Source organism: Ochrobactrum sp. MYb379 (assembly GCF_037479515.1).
GTDB lineage: Bacteria > Pseudomonadota > Alphaproteobacteria > Rhizobiales > Rhizobiaceae > Brucella.
The window spans coordinates 198,576-217,843 of record NZ_JBBGYW010000005.1; the positions used below are offsets into that span (position 1 = coordinate 198,576).

Below are 19,268 nucleotides of genomic sequence, written 5' to 3' on the forward strand. Positions count from 1 at the left end.
AACAAACAACATGAAACAGCCCGTAATGCCTTCCACAAGGTGAAAGACCGGACCGATCCATTCCGCGTTGCCTCCAAGGGTGTCTACGCGGATGGCGGTGCTATAGAACAAAGGGGCTTTTCATGCAACCCGTTCCACAGCTTCTGTGGGCTTTTGTCTTAACGGGTGGCATTGGTCGCGTCAAAAATGTTAAGCGGATGGCCGATCGACCGCCTTTGTATTGCGAGTCGCTATTTCATTTATGAAACAAAGGAAACGAGATGCAGGTCGGTATCGACATGGGTTCTGTTGCTGGAAGCGGTTCTGCCTCGGCAGCGGCGCTTGGTGGTGGCAAGCAGGCCATGCTTGATCTTGAAGAGCTTCTCGCAACCCGCCTTCTCGTGCAGGGCAATTCAGGGTCCGGCAAGTCGCATCTTCTGCGCCGTCTGCTTGAGCAGAGCGCACAATGGGTGCAGCAATGCATCATCGATCCGGAAGGCGATTTCGTAACGCTTGCTGATCTTCATGGCCACGTGGTTGTCGATGCTGCGCGTTCGGAAGCAGAACTCACGCGTATTGCAAGCCGCATTCGCCAGCATCGCGTTTCTGTGGTGCTGAACCTTGAAGGTCTGGACGTCGAGCAGCAGATGCGTGCCGCCGCAGCTTTCCTTGGCGGTCTGTTCGATGCCGAGCGCGATTACTGGTATCCGATGCTGGTGGTGGTTGACGAGGCTCAGCTCTTTGCGCCCGCTGCTGCAGGTGAAGTGTCAGACGAAGCGCGCAAGCTCTCGCTTGGCGCTATGACAAACTTGATGTGCCGTGGCCGTAAGCGCGGCCTTGCGGGTGTGATCGCCACGCAGCGTCTTGCAAAGCTTGCGAAGAATGTTGCTGCTGAAGCGTCGAACTTCCTGATGGGCCGTACTTTCCTTGATATTGATATGGCGCGTGCGTCTGATCTCCTCGGGATGGAACGCAAGCAGGCGGAACAGTTCCGCGATCTGCAGCGCGGTCATTTCATTGCCCTTGGACCTGCTTTGTCGCGTCGCCCCTTGCCGATTAAAATTGGCAAAGTCGAAACCTCTGCGCGCTCGTCGTCGCCAAAGCTCATGCCATTGCCTGACGCACCGCAAGATGCGCGCGATCTGATTTTCACGCCTGCGCCGCAGGAAATCCGCACGGTTGTGCGTCGCACGCCGCCGCCGCCTCCGGCACCATCAACGGCTGAAATTCTCGCACAGGTGGCAAAGCCAAGGCCGGAAGCGGAACCTGTCGAAGCGCCATTGTTCCCCGGAATAATCGAGGCGGAGCGCGATAGCCTGCTTGAAAAGGTGATGCGCGAGATCGTTGATGATCCTGAGGCGTCCTTCCGTTCAGTTGCGGTGCTTTATCAGGACTTTCTGGTGCGCTGTCGCATTCATCGCGTTCCGGGTGAACCGCTGGCTTTGCCTGCGTTCCGCCGTCGCCTTGCCGTTGCGCAAGCAAGCATTGAGAGCGATGTGGCAACCGGCGAGACATGGCAGAAGGCGCTGGCACTTTCTGAAAGCCTCACAGATGATGTTCAGGGCGTGTTTCTGATTGTCGCACAGGCGGCGGTGACAGGGGCGACTTGCCCTTCGGATGCGGCACTCGCGCGTGCTTATGGTACGCATTCCTTGAGCCGTGCCCGACGCTTGCTGACCTATTTTGAGGAACGTGGATTGTTGGTAGTGCGCAATGACTTCAAAGGCTTGCGTATCGTCAATTTCCCTGATCTTCAATGCGAGACCGCACCGGGCGATCCAAACGCGCCGGATGATCAGGCGGATGAAGCGACGGCTGCGGAATAAAGCGCTTCTGTGCAAACTGTCATGAAACTGTAATGATCCTCGGCAACTGCTGGGAGGATTTTACAGAGAGCAAGAATGACAACACAGCCGCAGCCTGATTTCAGAGAGTTATTTATCACTTTTGGCAAAGTCGGGCTTTTGTCGTTCGGCGGACCGGCTGCGCAAATTGCTATGCTGCAGCGGGTTCTGGTCGATGAAAAGCGCTGGATGGATCAGGAGCGACTGATTCATGCGCTGAACTTCTGCATGTTATTGCCCGGGCCGGAAGCTATGCAGCTTGCGACCTATGCGGGTTGGACGGTGAAAGGCTGGCGTGGCGGGTTGCTGGCCGGGCTGTTGTTTGTTCTGCCGGGTGCTGTGGTTATGCTGGCTTTGTCAGCACTGTATGTTGCCTTCGGCCATGTCGACATTGTTGCGGGACTTTTGTTCGGCCTCAAAGCGGCGGTGCTGGCCATTGTGTTTGAAGCGCTTTACCGGATGTCAAAGCGCACACTGGCTTCCGGCTTTTCTTATGCGGTGGCAATTGCCGCTTTCATTGCAATCGCCTTTCTAAAACTGTCATTTCCGATTGTCGTGGTGCTGGCAGCGCTTGCGGGTGGATTGCGTCATTGGCTGCGAGGTGGAGCAGCGAGCATTAGTGTCGCGCAAGCTGTGCCCAATGCGTTTCGCGAGTTTTCGCTGCAAACCCTGATCTGGGGCGGGCTGTGGCTGGTGCCACTCATTGCGCTTTATATGGTCTTTGGCAGTACCCATGTGTTCACCGCAGAAGCCGCATTTTTCTCAAAGCTGGCTGCTGTGACCTTTGGCGGTGCCTATGCAGCGCTTTCCTATACCGCGCAGCAAGCGGTGGATCACTTTGGCTGGATGCAACCCGGCGAGATGCTGACTGGGTTGGGACTGGCTGAAACGACGCCGGGGCCATTGATCCTCGTGCTTGTTTTTGTCGGCTTTGTGGGTGCAGCCAATCTGTCCGGTCTGCCGCCGCTTGTCGGGGGCTTGTTCGGAGGGCTGATTGCGCTCTGGTTTACTTTTGTGCCGTGCTTTCTCTGGATACTTGCGGGAGCGCCGTTTGTGGAGCGCTTGCGGCAACTACGCTGGCTGTCTGCCATGCTTGGCGGGATCACTGCTGCGGTTGTTGGTGTGATTGCCAATCTGGCGCTTTGGTTTTCACTGCATGTGCTGTTTGGCAAAGTGGTCGATCATCAGATCGGCGTTTTCAGTCTGCCGCTGCCAGATGTCAGCACAATAGACAATGCCGCCGTCCTGATCGCAGGCGCGGCGGCATTATTGCTTATCGTCTTGAAGCTCAACATGCCGCTGGTGCTATTGCTTGCGGCATGTCTTGGTATTCTGATTAGATTAATCGAACAGGCTTGAAACCGACTCTTCAGCCGCGGTGCGTGCAATCGCTTCGCCGATCAGACCGGAAATCGGCAGGACGCGGATATTATGCGCGTCGTTGATCGCTGTTGTTGGCTGGATAGAGTCAGTGATGACCAGCTCTTTCAGCTTTGACGAAGCGATACGGGCAACAGCGCCACCCGACAAAACACCGTGCGTGATGTATGCAGTAACGCTCTTTGCGCCCTTGGCAAGCAGAGCTTCTGCCGCATTGCAGAGCGTGCCGCCGGAATCAACTATGTCGTCGAACAGCAGGCAATCTTTGCCGGTTACGTCACCAATAACGTTCATGACTTCCGATTCACCCGGACGTTCACGACGCTTATCAACGATTGCGAGCTGTGCATCGATGCGCTTTGCGAGCGAACGGGCACGAACCACACCGCCAACGTCTGGCGAAACAACCATGCAATTGCCGGTGGCGTAATTGGCTTTCACATCGCGCGCGATGACCGGAACCGCATAGAGGTTATCGGTTGGAATGTCGAAGAAGCCCTGAATCTGACCTGCGTGCAGATCAAGCGTCAAAACGCGGTTTGCACCGGCTTCGGTGATGAGGTTGGCAACCAGCTTTGCCGAGATTGGCGTGCGTGGTCCGGGCTTACGATCCTGACGGGCATAGCCGAAGTAAGGCAGAACGGCAGTGATGCGGCGTGCCGATGAACGACGGAAGGCGTCGATCATGATCAGCAGTTCCATCAGATTGTCGTTTGCTGGATAGGAGGTCGATTGCAAAACGAATACGTCTTCGCCGCGCACGTTTTCCTGAATCTCTACGAAGATTTCCTGATCAGCGAAGCGGCGCACAGTGGCCTTGCCAAGCGGAATGTCGAGATGTTTAGCAACGGATTCAGCAAGAACCCGGTTGGAATTGCCTGCGAAAAGTTTCATTCTTTTTGCCTCTGAAGCCGGAGCAGTTTCGTTCTGTCGCAAAAAGTCCGTGAAACGGACGTGATCTCTGATTTCAAGCGAAACGGAAACAGGTCCAGCTTCGCTTTGTCATCCTTTAAAAACTTTAAAGCCGCGTACTCTTTCACAAAGTGTCAAGTGCCGCAGCTTTCAAGGTTTTCTCGAATGAGCGGCCTATTGCAAAGAGTCACCGTCATTGCAAGTCCTGTGAGGTCACAATTGCGGTAAAAAGCCTTCTCGAAGTGCTTTCCCACAGGCGGGCACCGTTGATTCAGCAAAAGATTTCAGTCTTTTGCCAGATAACTGATTTTTCATGCGCGATTTGCCGCAAGCCAGCTCGAATATTCCTGCATGGTCTTATCGGCGATGGATTGCATGGCAGAAGGGGGCACAACGCTCCATGAGTCTGCCGCTGCGCCCGGCACTTTTTCCTGTCCCTGAATACGATGCAGACGATTACCAGAGGCATCCATAACATCCCAGACATAGAGAATAGTGGTCTGGTTGTCTTCGGAGAGAACCGAGAAATAGCCCTTCATAACATAGGCAGCATCCGCCCCGCCATTGCCTGCAAGCTCAACACCTTTGGCGCGCGCATCGTCATTGATGCGGTGGGTGAGGGGCGTCACGACATTGACCGGCGCGCCGATGATCGGCGCTATGTAAAGCTTGCCCGGCTTGAGAGACGCGGTGCGTGCCGGTGTTGTGGCGGGGGTTGTTGTTTGAGTTGGCGTCGTTGCTGCTGGCTGGGCAGGTGTTGGCGTCGTTGTATTTTGGGTGGTTTGTGCGGGTTGCTGATTGGAGCCCTGCACATTCAATGCGGATTCCGTGCTGTTGCACGCGGTTAGCAGTCCTGTCAGTAACAGCAATATTGAAAGATGAGCCTTGTTCATGTTCAGCTTCATTCTCCAGTAAGCGCAGACCACTCCTGCACTGTGAACGGAGTTTATCGCTCATCCCGGCTCACTTGACAATCATCTCTAGGGAATGACGGGCATATCCAGCGAATGCCGTGAAAGTGGCAGTGCCGCACCATTTGTGGTGAGATAAGTCTGGCCCAAAGTCATGGCGGTTTGTGTGTCTGAATCCATGATGATCATATGGGCAAACAGTGTCATATCCGGCTGGATGCTTTCAGGATTGCCGGAATAGAACATTTGCGGGTCCATCCAAGATGGCGCAAAACGAGCACCCACAGAATAGCCGCAGGCGTTTAGCCGATGGCGGGTGAGGCCGTGCGCTTCCATGATGCGAGAATGCGCGTCAAACACATCGCCAAAGGTGGAGGCCGGTGTCATGGCTTGTTCGACGGCTTCCAGCGCTTCGCGTGCTGCATTGTAGAGTTGATGATGTTCTGGTTTCGGCTCGCCGATAATGACGGTGCGCATCATGGGTGCATGGTAGTGGCGAAACACGCCAGACCATTCGAGCGTCAGCTGGTCGTTGGCGGAGAGTGTCCGGCGACCGGATTTATAGCGGCACAGAAGGGCGTCGGCACCGGAGCCGATGATATATTCATTGGCAGGATAGTCGCCATCACCTGCAAAATTGGCGCTCATCATGGCGGCTAGAATGTCAGCTTCGCTGGCGCCGGCTTTGGTGAGTTTTAAGGCTGCATCCAGTGCATCATCGCTGAGTTCCGCTGCGCGTTTGGTGAGGGTGATTTCAGCCGGGCTTTTCAGCAGACGCAGCCTGTCCACCATGCCAGACGCATCGTAGAGTTTAGCGAAGCTCTGCAATTGTTCATCGAGCTTGCGGGCATTAGCTCCTGTCAGGCCATGTGTCTGATATTCAATACCGATACGTGTGCCCAGCAGGTCAAGCTCTGTGAGAATATTGCGTAAGTCGATTGCCGGGTTTGCGTTGTCGCGATCCGTCCAGACCACGATATTCTCGATGTTCGATGTGTGACGCGCTTGTCTCAGATCGGCAGAGCGCGTCATCAAAACGGTAGACCCATCGGCCTTGACCACGAGACATTGGAAAAAACAGAAGCCGAATGTGTCGTAGCCTGTGAGCCAATACATGCTCTCCTGCGCAAACAGCAGGATTGCATCCAGTTTTTCTTCCTCCATCTTCAGGATCAAGCGGTCGCGACGTGCGGCGAATTCTTCCGGCTCGAAGTGAAGGGCCATGCGGTTCTCCTTAATCTTCTACAATGGCGATTGCCGCAATCTGGCGACCGTAATCCGGCTCAGAGCGATGCGTTGTGCGCCGGTAGGAATAAAACTGGTCTTCATTGGCATAGGTGCACTGACGCAGCGCATCAGCTTTCACGCCTGCGGCAGTCAGGCGGTCGGTGATGAAGGTCCAGAGATCGAAAAGCTTGTGGTCTTCCTTATCGGAAGGCTGAAAATACTTGGCAAAAGATGCGTCTTTGCTGGTAAATTCTGCATAGAATTCCGGTCCGACTTCATAATTGTCAGGTCCGATTGTCGGTCCAAGCACAGCGATAATGTTTTCGCGCTTTGCGCCAAGTTCCATCATAGCGTCAATGGTGTTTTCGAGAACGCCGGTGAAAGCGCCGCGCCAACCGGCATGAGCAGAACCGATAACACCTGCTTCATGATCTGCAAACAAAACCGGGCCGCAATCTGCCGACAAAGCACCAAGTGCAATGCCCGGAATATTGGTCACCATCGCATCAGCCTTCGGGCGCGGCGTGCTTAACGGCTCGGTTACATAAACCACATCAGGCGAGTGGACCTGATGCACTGTCATTAGGTGATCGGATGCAACGCCAAGCGTTTCAGCAACGCGTCGGCGATTCTCGGTGACCAGTTCCGGCACGTCATTGGAACCGCTGCCGACATTCAAACCTGCATAGATGCCGCCAGATACTCCGCCCTTGCGTGTGAAAAAACCATGCGCAATGCGCTTGCCGTTTGTTCCGGCAGGGCCATCCAGCAGAGGGGAGCGAAGCGGTTGCGGCTTATCGGTCATGGATTTTCTCTTTTCAAAACGGCTGGATGGTGGGGGAGGCTGGTTTGCTTGTCAATCGCAGCTTTTTGACGGTTGCCTTTGTTAGGCCTTATCGAATGGAAAGATGGTTGTCTTTGGGTCGCTAATGGCCAGCACTTTGAACAGCGTTCCCATCTGATCGGGTGATGCCAATCGTTCGACATCTTCGCGAATTTTATGTTGGAAGGTTTCGTCGCGTCCTGCGCCCAAACGACCGGCGCGGTCGATGAGGCCCATGGCGAGCAGAAAATCGCCTTGGGTCATGGTTGCGGTTTTGCAGCCGCAATGGCGCGCGGTTTTTTCCAGCATGTCAAAATCGACATGGCTGGTTAGGTCTGCCTCTCCGGGGTGGGCAAATACATCATCATAGGCATGTTTCAGCATGGCTTGCAGCGTGTCGCCAAAGCCTGATTGTAGGTGGCCGTAATCGATGGAGAGTGCTGCACCAAGCGTCGCGGTAATGCGTTGCGCGATTTCCTGCATTAATGCGGTTCGGGCTGGCGCTGCTTCAAAAATGGCGCCTTCGGGTACTGTCTGATGTTTTGTGGGCAGGAGTGCCGCATCAATGCCTGCAGCGCCGCTGACAAACTGAAACTCGTCTTGTTCATCAAGCGCGATCAATCGTTCCACAAAGCGGCCATTGGCTTTCACGAATTGCCTGAAAGGGATTGCGTCGAACAGTTCGTTGGAAACGAGGATCAGTGGCCCGTTTGGAATATCGGCAAAGCGTTCAAACCATTCGACAGAAGTATTAAGAGGAGCAAGCTTCTCTTTCTGTTTTTCTATTAGACGTGGACTGGTTTCGACCATGGCAACACGAACAGATGCTGCCATTTGTGGCGCAAGCTTTGCAATCGTGCGCAGCATATCGCTCATCAATGTGCCACGACCGGGACCGATTTCGCAAAGCACTGCATCGGTTGGGCGTCCAAGTGCGTCCCATACGCCGACACACCATATGCCAATCAGTTCGCCGAACATCTGGCTTATTTCGGGAGCGGTAATGAAATCACCATCGCGCCCGAAAGGTTCGCGCGTCGTGTAATAGCCAGCCTCGCGATCACCAAGGCACGCGGCCATATAGTCGGCCACGCTGATCGGCCCCGTGGTGCCGATCAGTCGTTTCACCCGCTCTTTAAGCGTTGCCTCAGGCATGTTTTGCTGCGGCTCTGTTGGCGCGCCACATGGCCCAAAGTCCGATGATGACCATTGGCAGCGACAGGATCATGCCCATAGTAAGCCATCCGCCGAATAGATAACCAAGCTGCGCATCGGGTTCGCGGAAGAACTCAACGACAATACGGCTGAGGCCATAGCCCAGAACAAATGTGCCCGCGATAAAGCCCGGCGCTTTCAATTTTTTGCCAACCCATACCAGCAGGAGCAGAACGAAGAATAGAACAAAGCCTTCGAGGAATGCTTCATAGAGCTGGCTTGGATGACGTGGCAGGCCACCGCCATTCGGGAAGCGCACAGCCCATGCCACGTCACTGACGCGGCCCCACAGTTCATCATTGATGAAGTTTGCAACGCGCACAACGCCAAGGCCGACAGGAACGCCAGCGGCAACCGTATCGAACATGCTCCAGACTTTGACGCCGCGTGAGCGTGCAAACCAGATCATCGCAATTGTGGTGCCTAAGATGCCGCCATGGAACGACATGCCACCGTCCCACACAGCTGGAATGGCCAGTGGGTTGGAGAAGTAATAAGCGGGATTGTAGAACAGTACGTAGCCAAGACGTCCACCGATCACCACGCCGAGCGCTGCCCAAATGACAAAGTCATCCAGCGCTTCTGGCTTCATTGGCGGCTGGTTGTTGGCCCACAGGCGATGGTTACGAAGCAGCTTCTTGCCATACCACCATGCGAACATGATGCCGATGACATAGCCCAGCCCATACCAGTGCACGGCAAACGGGCCGATCGAAAAGATTATCGGATCGATATTCGGAAAGGCGAGGCCAGAGGCAGACTGCAAAGTCTCCATAATTCAATAACTCCATTTTCCGGCGGACCATGCGCGACGATATCTGAGTGGTCAAGTCATCACGTTTATACAGCTTCACTTGCATCAGAACCGAGACGGCCCTATTTCAAATTGAGGTTTTCAACAAGACCGTATCGAAATAGGGAATAAAGCTATGACCAGCGGATCGAACCGGGTTCTCGATGAACTCGCAAAGCTTGTGACGGATGCGGCAGGCGCTGCGCAAGGTGTGCGCCGCGAAGTCGAGACTGCTTTGCGCTCGCAGAGCGAACGCGTGCTCAACACGCTTGATGTTGTGCAGCGCGAAGACTTCGAAGCAGTGCGTGAAATGGCGATCAAAGCACGCGCCGAAAACGCCGCTCTGCTTGTCAAAATCGAAGCACTTGAAGCGCGTCTTGCTAAATTTGAAGTTGATTCGACTGCGAAAACGGCAAAAACCTCTGTGGCAGCAGCGAAATCCAAAGATAATTCATAATTTTTTATTAACAGGCTGTAACTGCCAAAAACCCTTGTCTTAGAGTCGCTTAAGGCAGGGGTTCCGACCTGCCCTTCTCATATTTCCACATGCTTTAATGCCTCTTTCGACAAAAGGGGCTGGCGTTCAGATTCAGCATCAATAGACTGAAAACACTACATGATTCGTAATGTGGTCATGTAGGCAGCGGCGAGGGGCTGTAGTTTTAGTTTTCGCGTCTTCAGGCTGCTTTCCAGTATCAGTTGCGTATGTGCGTGTGCCATTGAGGCGTTGCATGTTTTTAAAGCATGTCGATTCCTCGACCGATCAATTCGTGTCTTTTTTCTGCACTTGGTCTTGTGCGGGGCGAGGCGCGGGCGAGCAGTGACTTGCGCGCCGGGAATTTGGAAGTGCCTTTCGAGGCGCTTCGCAGAACAGGAAACGGACATGAGCCTTCTTGAGCTTGAATTTGCACGCGACGCGCATCCGGTGGATGTGATTGAGCATGTTGCGAATTCAAACGACTGGACGTTCGAGCGGACTGGCGACGACGAAATTGCAATTTCGGTAGCGGGTAACTGGACTGACTACCATATCTCGTTCTCCTGGATGGAGGATTTTGAAGCGCTGCATCTGGCCTGTGCCTTTGATATCAAGGTTGCTGAACCTCGCGTCAATGAAGTGATGCGGTTGCTGTCGCTCATCAATGAAAAGCTTCTGATGGGCCATTTTGACCTTTGGCAGCAGGAAGGCGCGATTATGTATCGTCAGTCGCTCCTTCTTGCGGGTGGTGCAGAGCCGACAAGCCGTCAGGTTGAAGTTTTGCTTTCTGCGGCACTGGAAGCATGCGAAACCTATTTTCAGGCGTTTCAGTTTGTCGTCTGGTCTGGTGTAAGTGCGCGTGAATCGCTGGAAAGCGTTCTGTTTGAAACCGTCGGACGTGCATGATGAATTTTGATCCCGGTCGATGAGACCGGGATTTATTTTGGGGGAATGAGATGAGCGGAACTGAAACGATTACCTGGGCCGATTTCGAGCAGGTCGATATTCGCACGGGAACAATCGTTGAAGCGGTGCCATTTCCCGAAGCGCGCAAGCCAGCTTTCAAGCTGAAGATCGATTTTGGTGACAAGATCGGTATTAAGAAGTCGTCTGCGCAAATTACCAAGCACTATCAGCCGGAAGATCTGATCGGTCGGCAAGTCATGGCCGTGGTCAATTTTCCACCGCGCCAGATTGGGCCATTTATGTCCGAAGTGCTGACGCTCGGCTTCCCTGATGAAAATGGCGAGGTCGTTCTCGCTGCAATTGATAAAAAAGTTCAAGACGGCGTCAAATTATTCTGATCTTTTAGGTGCAGTCTCAATGCACTTAACGTCATTGGAATGAACAGATGCAGGGAACGATTGTCGTCGCTATTGGCGGGGCGTTTGGAAGCGTGTTGCGCTATTGGTTTTCGCTGTGGCTGGCACCGATCAGCCGTGATCTGCCTTGGAGCACCATTGTCGTCAACATCATTGGCTCTTTTGCCATCGCGTTTTTCGGCGCAATGACGATTGCTTCCAGCCGCTTTGAATTGCCAGAAATCTGGCGTGTCGCTTTCCTCGTCGGCGTCTGCGGTGGCTTCACCACTTTTTCCTCATTCAGCATGCAAACCGTTGATTTGCTGCGTTCGGGAATGCCCGGACGAGCACTTTTAAACGTCGGCATTTCATTGGCTGCATGTTTTGCAGCAACAGCGCTTGGCTATGTCGTGGCACAGGCACTGAATAAGGTTTAACACTTTTTTGCCGCGCATCTTATCCGAAATAGGCTCCCCAGCTTTTCGGGATGCGCTAGGCCGGAATCCGAATAATCGCTCTCAGGCCACCTTTGGGAGCGTTTTCCAGTTCAATGTCGCCGCCATGACTTCTGGCAATGTCGCGGGCGATAGCGAGGCCAAGCCCGCCTGTACCGCCTGAATCCTGCGTGCGTGCTTCATCAAGGCGCACAAAGGGTTTGAACACGTCTTCGCGTCGGTCTTCGGGGATGCCCGGCCCATCATCATCAACGACGATTTTTAACCAGCCATCATCGTGGGTTACGGAAAGCTCGACATTCTGCGCGTGGCGAAAGGCGTTGGAGACCAGATTGCTGACAAGACGCGAAAACGCGTTGGGACGCACATTGACTTCGCTGTCGCCTTCAATCGAATACTGGAAACCCCGCTCGCGTAACCGCGCTTCATTGGCGAGCTTATCGCAGAGCAGGCGCACGTCATATGTCGCGGCTTCTTCCGATCCTTCACCACGCGCAAAGGCCAGATAGCCTTCGAGCATGGTCTGCATGTCAGCAATATCCTGATTAAGCGGCTCGGTATCAATGGCATTTCCGGTAAGGGCCAATTGCAGCTTAAAGCGAGTCAGAATGGTTCGCAGATCGTGACTGACGCCTGAAAGCATGGCTGTGCGCTGTTCGATCTGGCGCTCAATGCGCGAACGCATCTGAATGAACGCAATACCGGCACGGCGGACTTCTTCCGCGCCATGCGGGCGGAAGCCTTCCGGCATGGGCCGTCCTTTACCAAAGCTCTCCGCTGCTTGTGAAAGCTGCTGGATCGGTTTGATTTGATTACGCAGAAAAGCGATAGAGATAATTAGCAACACAAGAGCGGTGCCGATCATCCATGTCAGGAAGATGCCGGTATTGGATGCGTAGGCCTGACTGCGACGAGCAAAGACGCGTAGCACCTTGTCTTCAAGTTTGATGCGGATTTCAATGAGATCGGAATCGCCGACCGTATCCACCCAGAAGGGGCGGTTGATCTGGCGCGTGATTTCCTCACTCAGGAAGTAATCAAGAATGGCAAAGAAAGGCTTCGGTCCCGGCGGTGGTAGCGGGTCCGGCGGCAGGATGGAGATATTAAGTCCCAGACGTTGCTGCGAAATGCGGATGAGATTGTCGTATCCGGGTTCTTGCGGATAAGTTTCCAGCGTGTCGATGATCGCAGAAATATCGCGCACAACGGCGGTTGAGAGCCGCTCCGTCACCATCTGCCAATGACGTTCCATGAACACATAAGCAATGATCGCCTGAAGCAACACCATCGGTGCGATGATGATGATGAGCGAACGCGCATACAGCCCTTTGGGCATACGGCGCGCAAACCAACGCGATAGGGTTCTCCAGAGGGACGTCATCGTCTCAGAATACTCCAGACGCTTCTGCTAATTTATGTTTTCGGTCACGCTCTGAAATTTGCGACGCTCCGCTCTATTCGATGCTCAGCTTGTAGCCGATACCACGAACGGTTTGCAGCCAAACCGGGTTTGCTGGATCTTGCTCGATCTTACGACGCAGACGGTTAATCTGAACGTCAATGGTACGCTCGCCGACATCACCATCTGTTCCCGTCAGCTCATGACGTGGAATTGTATCACCGGCGCGTTCAGCGAAAATCGCCATGATGTCCTGTTCGCGATCCGTCAGCTTGATTGTCTCGCTGCCCTTCTTCAATTCGCGGCGCGGTATGAAGAAAGTATATGGACCAAAAACGATCTGCTCGATCTTTGGTTGCGCCGGAGCAGCTCCGCGACGCAGAATATTATTGATGCGCAGGATTAACTCGCGCGGATCAAAAGGCTTTGGCAGGTAGTCATCCGCACCTGCGGACAGACCATCAATGCGGCTATCTGTTTCTGACAAAGCCGTCAGCATCAGGATTGGCACGGTCTTTTGTTCACGCAGCGAACGGGTCAGCGATACGCCGGTTTCTCCCGGCATCATCACATCAAGGATCAGCAGATCGAAATCAATGCCTTCGAGCTTGCGGCGCGCTTCAGCGGCGCTGGCTGCCATGGTGACCCGGAAGCCGCTTGTCGTCAGATATTGCGACAGAAGGCTACGAATGCGGGTGTCATCATCGACAACAAGAAGATGAGGCGCGTCGTCTGAAAGGTTCTTTTCTTCTAGAGCCATGGCGTCGTTAGATCCCATCCTGTTCCACGTCTCCCTACGCATAATCGTGTGGGCGTGGCAATAATTTTAGAGTGCGTTTTGATCTGATTGAATCAGATCGGCGCGTCTCAACTCTTTGTTTTAACGCGCATCTTGTCCGAAAACCGTTACACACTTTTCGGGATGCGCTCTAAGCATCTCGTATCAGGTGAACCAGTTTTGGTTTTCCTGACAGAATATGCCGACATGCTACATCTTAACGACAGGAAAGTGGCGCGTCTATGTGAGCGTTTCCACAGCTGCTTCGGCTGCTGCAAAGTCATCAATCTGAACACGCCGTTCAGGATTGACCATGTTGTAAAGAAAGCGCTCAATTACTTTCCGGTCGTCAGGCTGACTTCCCTCCAATGCCCGCGCGATACGGCGCGACTGTGGCAGAGTGATCGAGAGAGCAAGCTGTCGGCCACTTTTCGTTGGATAAAGTTTACGATGACGGCGATCGTCTAGGCCTGTTTCCTGAACGACATGGCCTGTATCAATGAGTTGCTTGAGAACGCGTGACAGACTTTGCTTGGTAATACGCAGCACATCCAGAAGTTCTGCAACCGTCATGCCCGGCTTACGATTGATAAAATACAGCACACGGTGATGGGCGCGGCCAAATCCAATCTTTTCGAGGATCAGGTCCGGATCGGCAGTGAAATCGCGATAAGAGAAGAACAGCAGTTCAATGACGTTGAGATCGTCAGCCTCCCGACACGTCAGAGGATCGCTGATATAGTTCACGTCGTTGGTCGAATTCACATCTAGGCTCCATCCTGTTGCGATAAATATGTCAGCATTGTTGACATAACTCAATCGCCAAGATAATTTTTGGTAAGTGCAGGCCGGTTTTTTTGGAATAAAGTTTGCGCTGGGGCATGTTGGAGGAGAGATAATTACGCGGTTTGCTGTGACATACTGTCCAATAAGGACGGTAATGCATAATAGCGAGCGTTATTTTCCGTAATTACCGGAAATATCTTTGTTTTACATGCTTTGTCTGGCTGATTTCAGCACAATTGTTTGCGCGGAAATCAGTGTACATGATCGTAAAATACCATTGTACTAAAAGAAAAACACGACTTGCTTGCCAGTTAATCGATTTAACTGACTGAATTTGACTAGGGAAAGGCCCATCAGGGCCAAACGGGCTGACAGGAAAACAAAGCCCAACTTTGAGGATGCTAAAATGGCTGCGATTCCATTCGATCAACGCGACGGATTTATCTGGCAGGACGGCGAATTTGTCGCCTGGAAGGATGCAAAGGTGCATGTGCTGACCCATGGTCTGCATTATGCGAGTGCAGTGTTTGAAGGTGAGCGCGCTTATGGCGGCGAGATTTTCAAGCTGACAGAGCACACTGAGCGTCTGCATGAATCGGCTCGAATTCTTGGTTTTGAGATTCCTTACAGTGTTGAAGAAATCGACAATGCCTGCCGTGAACTGCTGAAAAAGCAGGGTTTTGAAGATGCTTATGTGCGCCCGATTGCATGGCGCGGTTCAGAGTCGCTCGGCGTTTCCGCACAGAACAATAGCATTCATCTGGCAATCGCGATCTGGCAGTGGCCAAGCTATTTCTCGCCTGAAGAAAAAATGAAGGGCATTCGCCTCGATATCGCAGAATATTGCCGCCCAGACCCGCGCACAGCGCCTTCGCGCTCCAAGGCTGCTGGTCTTTACATGATCTGCACCATTTCCAAACATGCAGCCGAAGCCAAAGGCTATGCCGATGCGCTTATGCTTGATTGGCGCGGTCAGGTGGCAGAAGCTACGGGTGCCAATGTCTTTTTCGTGAAAGAAGGCGCTTTGCATACGCCGAAGCCTGATTGCTTCCTCGACGGTATTACGCGCCGCACGATCATTGATCTTGCCAAGCGTCGTGGTCTCGAAGTTGTTGAGCGTGTCATCATGCCAGAAGAACTGGCAGATTTCAGCGAATGCTTCCTGTGTGGTACGGCTGCGGAAGTGACGCCGGTTTCAGAGATTGGCAAATATCACTTTACGCCCGGCGAAATTACGAGCTTGCTTATGCAGGACTATGTAAATGAAGTTCAGCCGAAGCGAATAGCGGCAGAATAACATTGTTTTAAACAGAAAAAGCGGCTTTTAGAGCCGCTTTTTTGTTATTTGGATGCTTATTGTTTGACATTGGCAAGTTTCAGTTCAAGATTCTGCCAGTCGGACTCGCGTTATTCCGGCATTTAACTCAGATGGGGTGACGATTATGGAATCTCTACTGCCTATCATTCTTCAGCTTGTTTCGGGTGCGGTCGGTGGCAATATTGCCGGCGCCGTTAAAAACCTGAGCCTCGGTACTGCTGGCAATACTGTCGCCGGTGGCATTGGTGGTGTCATTCTTGGTCAGCTTCTGCCGATGTTATCCGGCGGCGGTTTGGATTCTGTTCTTAATGGTGTGATTGGTCAGGTAGCGGGTGGTGGTGTGGGCGGTCTCGTTCTCACGGCAATAGTCGGTCTGATCAAAAACTCGCTGGCAAGCAAAGCCTAACTGAATAACGCGGTTGTGGGGACAACAACCGATTGATTTCCTGTGAGAGGGGAAACGGGCGGCTTTGGTCGCCCGTTTTATTTTATGCCTTTGAAAGCGTGATGCGCTGCATTATCTCATGAGCGACGGAAATTTTTGAACATGCTGACTGAATGGAGTTTTTGATGGGACAATTGCAGGCAATCATCGTTCCGGTGACGCCATTTCAGCAGAACTGCACAATCCTTTTTGATGGCGACACAAAAAAAGGCGTCGTGATTGATCCGGGCGGCGATCTTGAGCGCATCAAGGAAGCGATTGCATCGCAGGATGTTAAAGTAGAAGCGATCTGGATTACGCATGGCCATATTGATCATGCGGGCGGCGCATCAGAATTAAGAGATGAACTGGGTGTGGATGTTATCGGCCCGCACAAAGACGATGAGTTCTTGCTCGATAATTTGGTGACGACTGGCCTGAAATACGGCCTGACCGAGGGCGTGCGGAACATTACGCCAGATCGCTGGTTGGAGGATGGTGACCAAGTCACCGTGGCAGGTCATGTGTTTGACGTTCTGCATTGTCCGGGGCATGCGCCGGGTCATGTAGTCTTTTATAATCCAGAAGCGCATTTTGCGATTGTTGGCGATGTTTTATTTAACGGATCAGTCGGACGTACTGACTTGCCGGGTGGCGATCATGCCGCACTCATTCGTTCGATCAAAGAGAAACTTCTGCCGCTCGGCGACGATATTGGCTTCCTGTGCGGTCATGGCCCGGGTGGGCGTTTCGGCGAAGAACGCCGCAACAATCCGTTTTTGAACGATCTCGGATATGCCTGATCTACTTGAGTTATGAAAAAAGCCGCCTTTTGAGGCGGCTTTTTTGTTTCGTGTATCCGATTAGTTTGCGGAACAGAAATGATCCCGGCCATCATAGCCGCGATAGGTTCCGGTATTTGCATTGAACGACCGGTAGCGGTCGGAGCAATACTGGTACCAGCCACGGCTCCATGGCTCATAACCTGCGCGATATTGCACACTGCGCGCTGGCGGTGCTGGATAATATGCAGGCGGTGGTGGTGGTGGTGCGTAAACCGGTGCTGGCTGCACGTAGGTTGGCTGTGGCTGGCTCAGCGCGCTACCGATGAGTGCGCCAGCTGCAAGGCCGATGACGCCAGCAGCAACAGCATCACCGCCACGGTCACGATGCCTGTATGGACGGCGATCCCAGCCGCCACGGTCCCATCCACCACGATTATAGCCACCATTATCCCAGCCACGGCGACCCCAGGAATCTGCTGAAGCCGCTGCGAGCGGTGCCGAGACTGCTGCTATAGAGGCAACTGCCAGAATAGCTGTCTTAAGTAACTTGTTCATTGTCCGCTCCTTCAGAGGCACAACTTAATCTCTTTGATGTGCAGGGCCGGATCGGCACACTGCTTCAATCATGAATAACAAGTTAATAGTTTGGACATGAATGGAGGCTGAACAATGGTAAGGACATCTTGGAAAGCGCCATAATCCGGTAAATTAGAAGCAGAGTCTGTAATATTTCGCGCTCTGATCAGGTATTCGGTAACGGCCTTAAACAGGAGTTTCCGCTTATTGAAGGCAGAAATCACGTTAGAGTTCAGACAATAAAAAACCCCGGCGTTAGCCGGGGATCAAATTCTTTATCAGTAAAATTCGGTTTTAGTCATTAACCGAGATATTTACGGCCTTAGGACCCTTACCGCGACGATCCGGTTCAGTTTCGTAAGAAACCTTCTGGTTGTCAGCAAGTCCTGCCAGACCCGAAGCCTGTACAGCAGAGATGTGCACGAAGATGTCTGCGCCGCCATCATCAGGCTTGATAAATCCGAAACCTTTTTCGGAGTTGAAGAATTTGACCTGTCCGGTCTGTGCCATGGGATCCGTTCCTTTTCCTTGGCGCCACCGCTTGATTAGAGACGGTGGAATTACAACTTCTGCCGAACGCACCACACACCCGGCAGAGGGTTATGCAGGCAGTTATCGACTTAGGAAAGGAACCGATCATTGCCGGAGATTAAATCTCCAACCCGGAACTTCTAGCGGTTCCGGCACGCCGTTCTTCCAGTCTTCCGTTGTACTCAAATTGCCCGGACACGTGAAGACTGATCTAAGATGCGAGGTTTGGCAAGCAAATTTTTCACCAAATATGAGATTGGTTATCTTTGAAACGGTATCGTTGTTATTTTGTATAAAAATTACCAGAATATTGCTAATTTTATACCAAAAAAGAACAAGCTTAAGGCAATATATCGTTTCATACTATGGTATAGTATGCTCAATTGCTCATTTATTACGCAAAACTATGCATGCGCCGCCGGCTGCACGCAGTTTAGCGCAGATGTTATCCGCTTCCCCACGACTGTCCGCCCCAATACGAACTGCGTAGATGCCTCGGCGTGCAATTGGCGTGCGCACCCGGCTGATCACCGGGTTATGACTGGCGAGCACGGAGCTGAATTGTTTGCGCAGTCGGTTCCATTGATTAACTGCGGCGCTGCGCCGGAAATTGCCCGCAACCTGAATGCCCCAAGGCTTCGGCTTGATCCGCGACATTGGAATTGTTGCGGTGCGAACGATGGGCAGGCGTTTGCAGGCCTCGCTGAAGCTTAGCTTCGCATCAAGTGGTCTGTTGGTGATCTCCTGACCAGCTGCGAAATTATCGGCAGGTGCGCCGGTCAGGTCTAGCACGTAATCTTCGGTCTCGAGCGGCAGAAAGCCCCCAGAACGCATCCAGTTGCCAACACGACCCGGACCCGCATTATAGGCTGCTGCTGCCAAGCCCCAATTTCCGAAAGCGCCTTTTAGTTCGCTCAGAAAACCTGCCGAGGCTGGAATTGCCTGTTCGATGTCGAACGGGTCGGCCAGTCCGCGTTCTTTGGCCGTATAGGGCATGAACTGCGCAATGCCCTGCGCACCGACAGGGCTGACGGCGCGATGATCAAAGCGGCTTTCTTTCCAGATAAGACGCGCGAAAAAATCTTTTGGAATGCCGCGTTTTTCTGCGCTTTCTTCAATGAGTTCGCAGATGCGCGTGACAGTGGGCTCCGCTTTTTTCGGCGGCATCGGCGGACCGTAGACTTCCACTGCAGCTTCGCTTTGAGCGAATACGGATCTAATAGCGTCCGGCCAGCAAAAAAGCTGAAAAAGCGCAATGATTGCGATAGCCAGATGCGAATGCGTCATGCAGTTTTTCCGCTCATAAACCCCGAAATCCTTGAGTGCAGAGTAAAGCAAGTTTTTGACATGTCG

The 19,268-nt window shown here is 53.0% G+C and carries 21 protein-coding genes; 9 read left to right on the plus strand and 12 right to left on the minus strand.

The annotated features are described in order from the left end of the window. The first annotated feature begins 260 nt into the window (after positions 1 to 260). A complete protein-coding gene (locus WH356_RS13260; RefSeq protein ID WP_339511527.1) occupies positions 261 to 1,805 on the plus strand; it encodes an ATP-binding protein in 1,545 nt (514 codons plus the stop codon). 75 nt (positions 1,806 to 1,880) lie between these two features. Then, positions 1,881 to 3,182, plus strand: coding sequence for a chromate efflux transporter (gene chrA, locus WH356_RS13265; protein WP_339511529.1), 1,302 nt, complete (start codon positions 1,881 to 1,883; stop codon positions 3,180 to 3,182). Here the strand turns inward: chrA and WH356_RS13270 are convergent. The 6 genes from WH356_RS13270 to lgt form a co-directional block, all read right to left on the minus strand. Next, the gene (locus tag WH356_RS13270; RefSeq protein WP_339511531.1) at positions 3,165 to 4,097 is read right to left on the minus strand and encodes a ribose-phosphate pyrophosphokinase; all 933 of its coding nucleotides are present in this window, start codon (positions 4,095 to 4,097) and stop codon (positions 3,165 to 3,167) included. The genes chrA and WH356_RS13270 overlap by 18 nt on opposite strands. A gap of 329 nt (positions 4,098 to 4,426) precedes the next feature. Beyond that, positions 4,427 to 5,020, minus strand: a complete 594-nt coding sequence (locus tag WH356_RS13275; protein WP_339511533.1) for a hypothetical protein — start codon at positions 5,018 to 5,020, stop codon at positions 4,427 to 4,429. Between the two features lie 75 nt (positions 5,021 to 5,095). Then, positions 5,096 to 6,250: a M24 family metallopeptidase gene (locus tag WH356_RS13280; protein ID WP_339511535.1), complete on the minus strand. Its 1,155-nt coding sequence runs from the start codon at positions 6,248 to 6,250 to the stop codon at positions 5,096 to 5,098. Between the two features lie 10 nt (positions 6,251 to 6,260). Beyond that, positions 6,261 to 7,058, minus strand: a complete 798-nt coding sequence (pgeF, locus tag WH356_RS13285; RefSeq protein ID WP_339511537.1) for a peptidoglycan editing factor PgeF — start codon at positions 7,056 to 7,058, stop codon at positions 6,261 to 6,263. 81 nt (positions 7,059 to 7,139) lie between these two features. After that, positions 7,140 to 8,231 carry a class I SAM-dependent methyltransferase gene (locus WH356_RS13290; RefSeq protein ID WP_339511539.1) on the minus strand — a complete coding sequence of 364 codons (1,092 nt, stop codon included), beginning with the start codon at positions 8,229 to 8,231 and terminating at the stop codon, positions 7,140 to 7,142. Further along, positions 8,224 to 9,069, minus strand: a complete 846-nt coding sequence (gene lgt, locus WH356_RS13295) for a prolipoprotein diacylglyceryl transferase (RefSeq protein WP_339511778.1) — start codon at positions 9,067 to 9,069, stop codon at positions 8,224 to 8,226. Before lgt ends, WH356_RS13290 begins: the two co-directional genes overlap by 8 nt. Positions 9,070 to 9,220: 151 nt before the next feature. Between lgt and WH356_RS13300 the strand changes: the two genes are divergently transcribed. The 4 genes from WH356_RS13300 (at position 9,221) to crcB (ending at position 11,300) form a co-directional block, all read left to right on the plus strand. After that, entirely contained in the window at positions 9,221 to 9,541 is a 321-nt protein-coding gene (locus WH356_RS13300; RefSeq protein ID WP_339511541.1) for an accessory factor UbiK family protein, read from the plus strand. A gap of 426 nt (positions 9,542 to 9,967) precedes the next feature. Next, the gene (locus WH356_RS13305) at positions 9,968 to 10,468 is read left to right on the plus strand and encodes a YbjN domain-containing protein (RefSeq protein ID WP_250038779.1); all 501 of its coding nucleotides are present in this window, start codon (positions 9,968 to 9,970) and stop codon (positions 10,466 to 10,468) included. 50 nt (positions 10,469 to 10,518) lie between these two features. Next, positions 10,519 to 10,866: a tRNA-binding protein gene (locus WH356_RS13310; RefSeq protein WP_339511544.1), complete on the plus strand. Its 348-nt coding sequence runs from the start codon at positions 10,519 to 10,521 to the stop codon at positions 10,864 to 10,866. Positions 10,867 to 10,913: 47 nt separating this feature from the next. Next, positions 10,914 to 11,300 (plus strand): fluoride efflux transporter CrcB, encoded by a 387-nt coding sequence (gene crcB / locus WH356_RS13315; RefSeq protein WP_339511546.1) that lies wholly within the window; start codon positions 10,914 to 10,916, stop codon positions 11,298 to 11,300. Between the two features lie 55 nt (positions 11,301 to 11,355). Here crcB and WH356_RS13320 read toward each other — a convergent pair whose 3' ends face one another. The 3 genes from WH356_RS13320 to WH356_RS13330 all read right to left on the minus strand — a co-directional run bounded on the left by WH356_RS13320 (position 11,356) and on the right by WH356_RS13330 (position 14,260). Next, entirely contained in the window at positions 11,356 to 12,699 is a 1,344-nt protein-coding gene (locus WH356_RS13320; protein WP_339511548.1) for an ATP-binding protein, read from the minus strand. Positions 12,700 to 12,772: 73 nt separating this feature from the next. Then, positions 12,773 to 13,495, minus strand: coding sequence for a response regulator transcription factor (locus WH356_RS13325; RefSeq protein WP_339511550.1), 723 nt, complete (start codon positions 13,493 to 13,495; stop codon positions 12,773 to 12,775). A gap of 240 nt (positions 13,496 to 13,735) precedes the next feature. After that, complete coding sequence (locus WH356_RS13330; RefSeq protein ID WP_250038784.1) at positions 13,736 to 14,260, minus strand: MarR family winged helix-turn-helix transcriptional regulator; 525 nt, start codon at positions 14,258 to 14,260, stop codon at positions 13,736 to 13,738. Between the two features lie 427 nt (positions 14,261 to 14,687). Here WH356_RS13330 and WH356_RS13335 point away from each other — a divergent pair, with 427 nt between their 5' ends. The 3 genes from WH356_RS13335 (at position 14,688) to WH356_RS13345 (ending at position 16,826) form a co-directional block, all read left to right on the plus strand. Continuing rightward, the gene (locus WH356_RS13335) at positions 14,688 to 15,578 is read left to right on the plus strand and encodes a branched-chain amino acid aminotransferase (protein ID WP_339511552.1); all 891 of its coding nucleotides are present in this window, start codon (positions 14,688 to 14,690) and stop codon (positions 15,576 to 15,578) included. Between the two features lie 145 nt (positions 15,579 to 15,723). After that, positions 15,724 to 16,005 carry a hypothetical protein gene (locus WH356_RS13340; protein WP_250038786.1) on the plus strand — a complete coding sequence of 94 codons (282 nt, stop codon included), beginning with the start codon at positions 15,724 to 15,726 and terminating at the stop codon, positions 16,003 to 16,005. A gap of 164 nt (positions 16,006 to 16,169) precedes the next feature. After that, positions 16,170 to 16,826, plus strand: coding sequence for an MBL fold metallo-hydrolase (locus WH356_RS13345; RefSeq protein WP_339511555.1), 657 nt, complete (start codon positions 16,170 to 16,172; stop codon positions 16,824 to 16,826). Between the two features lie 60 nt (positions 16,827 to 16,886). Here WH356_RS13345 and WH356_RS13350 read toward each other — a convergent pair whose 3' ends face one another. The 3 genes from WH356_RS13350 to WH356_RS13365 all read right to left on the minus strand — a co-directional run bounded on the left by WH356_RS13350 (position 16,887) and on the right by WH356_RS13365 (position 19,202). After that, entirely contained in the window at positions 16,887 to 17,363 is a 477-nt protein-coding gene (locus WH356_RS13350; protein WP_339511557.1) for a BA14K family protein, read from the minus strand. Between the two features lie 315 nt (positions 17,364 to 17,678). Further along, positions 17,679 to 17,894: a cold-shock protein gene (locus tag WH356_RS13355; protein WP_250038789.1), complete on the minus strand. Its 216-nt coding sequence runs from the start codon at positions 17,892 to 17,894 to the stop codon at positions 17,679 to 17,681. A gap of 408 nt (positions 17,895 to 18,302) precedes the next feature. Beyond that, positions 18,303 to 19,202, minus strand: a complete 900-nt coding sequence (locus tag WH356_RS13365) for a transglycosylase SLT domain-containing protein (protein ID WP_421565829.1) — start codon at positions 19,200 to 19,202, stop codon at positions 18,303 to 18,305. Positions 19,203 to 19,268 lie beyond the last annotated feature (66 nt).

What these genes read in the sequence shown, in the direction of transcription:
- WH356_RS13260 (WP_339511527.1), top strand. Translation starts at nt 261, where the DNA reads ATGCAGGTCGGTATCGACATGGGTTCTGTTGCTGGAAGCGGTTCTGCC.
- chrA (WP_339511529.1), top strand. Translation starts at nt 1,881, where the DNA reads ATGACAACACAGCCGCAGCCTGATTTCAGAGAGTTATTTATCACTTTT.
- WH356_RS13270 (WP_339511531.1), bottom strand. Translation starts at nt 4,097, where the DNA reads ATGAAACTTTTCGCAGGCAATTCCAACCGGGTTCTTGCTGAATCCGTT.
- WH356_RS13275 (WP_339511533.1), bottom strand. Translation starts at nt 5,020, where the DNA reads ATGAAGCTGAACATGAACAAGGCTCATCTTTCAATATTGCTGTTACTG.
- WH356_RS13280 (WP_339511535.1), bottom strand. Translation starts at nt 6,250, where the DNA reads ATGGCCCTTCACTTCGAGCCGGAAGAATTCGCCGCACGTCGCGACCGC.
- pgeF (WP_339511537.1), bottom strand. Translation starts at nt 7,058, where the DNA reads ATGACCGATAAGCCGCAACCGCTTCGCTCCCCTCTGCTGGATGGCCCT.
- WH356_RS13290 (WP_339511539.1), bottom strand. Translation starts at nt 8,231, where the DNA reads ATGCCTGAGGCAACGCTTAAAGAGCGGGTGAAACGACTGATCGGCACC.
- WH356_RS13300 (WP_339511541.1), top strand. Translation starts at nt 9,221, where the DNA reads ATGACCAGCGGATCGAACCGGGTTCTCGATGAACTCGCAAAGCTTGTG.
- WH356_RS13305 (WP_250038779.1), top strand. Translation starts at nt 9,968, where the DNA reads ATGAGCCTTCTTGAGCTTGAATTTGCACGCGACGCGCATCCGGTGGAT.
- WH356_RS13310 (WP_339511544.1), top strand. Translation starts at nt 10,519, where the DNA reads ATGAGCGGAACTGAAACGATTACCTGGGCCGATTTCGAGCAGGTCGAT.
- crcB (WP_339511546.1), top strand. Translation starts at nt 10,914, where the DNA reads ATGCAGGGAACGATTGTCGTCGCTATTGGCGGGGCGTTTGGAAGCGTG.
- WH356_RS13320 (WP_339511548.1), bottom strand. Translation starts at nt 12,699, where the DNA reads ATGACGTCCCTCTGGAGAACCCTATCGCGTTGGTTTGCGCGCCGTATG.
- WH356_RS13325 (WP_339511550.1), bottom strand. Translation starts at nt 13,495, where the DNA reads ATGGGATCTAACGACGCCATGGCTCTAGAAGAAAAGAACCTTTCAGAC.
- WH356_RS13335 (WP_339511552.1), top strand. Translation starts at nt 14,688, where the DNA reads ATGGCTGCGATTCCATTCGATCAACGCGACGGATTTATCTGGCAGGAC.
- WH356_RS13340 (WP_250038786.1), top strand. Translation starts at nt 15,724, where the DNA reads ATGGAATCTCTACTGCCTATCATTCTTCAGCTTGTTTCGGGTGCGGTC.
- WH356_RS13345 (WP_339511555.1), top strand. Translation starts at nt 16,170, where the DNA reads ATGGGACAATTGCAGGCAATCATCGTTCCGGTGACGCCATTTCAGCAG.
- WH356_RS13350 (WP_339511557.1), bottom strand. Translation starts at nt 17,363, where the DNA reads ATGAACAAGTTACTTAAGACAGCTATTCTGGCAGTTGCCTCTATAGCA.
- WH356_RS13355 (WP_250038789.1), bottom strand. Translation starts at nt 17,894, where the DNA reads ATGGCACAGACCGGACAGGTCAAATTCTTCAACTCCGAAAAAGGTTTC.
- WH356_RS13365 (WP_421565829.1), bottom strand. Translation starts at nt 19,202, where the DNA reads ATGACGCATTCGCATCTGGCTATCGCAATCATTGCGCTTTTTCAGCTT.